This is a genomic window from Polaromonas sp. P1_G2 (genome assembly GCF_056405515.1).
The window spans coordinates 1-343 of the sequence record NZ_JBFUBY010001859.1 but is presented as its reverse complement, the minus strand read 5'-3'; the positions used below and the strand labels follow the sequence as shown (position 1 = coordinate 343).

1 protein-coding gene is annotated in these 343 nt (G+C 63.6%); it reads left to right on the top strand.

Features of this window, described 5'->3' with window-relative positions; genetic code table 11:
* Positions 1-343 (top strand): ATP-binding cassette domain-containing protein (locus tag AC1D0P_RS32925; RefSeq protein WP_477680551.1); only part of this gene is annotated, 343 nt, incomplete at both ends.

The window sequence follows — 343 nt, the reverse complement described above, 5'->3', positions numbered from 1 at the left end:
TCGACGTGCTGACCAATGTCATGCTCGGCCGGCTGAATCATCGTTCGACGATGTCGAGCGTGTTGAGCATGTTCACCCGCGAAGAACGCATCATGGCGATTGCCGCCCTGGAGCGCCTCGGCATCGAGCAGACGGCGCTGCAGGCCGCCGGCACGTTGTCGGGCGGCCAGCAGCAGCGCGTTGCCATCGCCCGTGCCCTGTTGCAGGAGCCGAAGGTGCTGCTCGCCGACGAGCCAATCGCCTCGCTTGATCCCATGAACGCCAAGATCGTCATGGATGCGCTGCGCGACATCAATGAGCGCGAAGGCATCATCGTCGTCACCAACCTGCACACGCTCGACAC